Consider the following 835-nt stretch of genomic DNA (forward strand, 5'->3'; position numbering starts at 1 on the left):
TCACGAGTTGCCTGAAATAATTCACTTTGCTGATCCTGAGGTGTCATTGATCCAGCCTCGCTAAGGACCGATGTCACCGCTGTCAAGTTGTGGAAGCGGACCCCAACCCGCGCTTTTCTGACTGTCGTATTCCGGCAACAGGATCGATGAATCGAGTGGATCTCTTCAAGGGTGGAACGCGACCAAGATGCGACGGTAAGCTGAACGAGACCTGTGCCTACAAACGCTGTCGTCAGGCTGCCGGAACGGTTTCGGCGCCGGTGAAGGCGAGATCCGAAACCTCACCGGTTGAGGAATAGCCGGAAACAAGCTCTGCCAAGGTCGCGCGTGCCGCGACCATATCGTTTCGATCCAATGCCGCGTTGAGTAAGCTGAGCTTCTTGGAAAGCTCCGGCCAGAACAGGAAATCCTCGCGTGCCTTCATAATCCGGGGATGTTCGGTTGTCTCAGGGTTATCCCCGATCAACAATTCTTCATAAAGCTTCTCGCCGGGCCTCAGGCCGGTCACGGAAAGCTCGATGTCCCCTTCGGGATTATCTTCGTCGCGGACGGTCAATCCCGAAAGCTCGACCATCTTGCGGGCGAGGTCTGCGATGCGGACGGGCTCGCCCATGTCGAGCAGGAAAACATCCCCACCCTCGGCCATGGCGCCCGCCTGAATGACCAGTTGCGAGGCCTCCGAAATGGTCATGAAGTAGCGGGTGATTTTCGGGTGGGTCAGGGTAACCGGCCCGCCTTCCTTGATCTGCTGCCGGAACAGCGGCACGACGGATCCGGAGGAACCGAGCACGTTTCCGAAGCGGACCATGGAGAAATTCGTGCGCACTCTGTCAAC

1 protein-coding gene is annotated in these 835 nt (G+C 57.6%); it reads right to left on the reverse strand.

Annotation, left to right across the window (positions count from 1 at the left end; genetic code table 11):
• Positions 1–232: 232 nt before the first annotated feature.
• Positions 233–835: polysaccharide biosynthesis protein (locus EFR00_RS32820; protein WP_167482315.1), on the reverse strand; the 603-nt coding region annotated here is incomplete at its 5' end.

This window comes from Rhizobium sophoriradicis, from assembly GCF_003939025.1.
Classification (GTDB): Bacteria; Pseudomonadota; Alphaproteobacteria; order Rhizobiales; family Rhizobiaceae; genus Rhizobium; species Rhizobium sophoriradicis.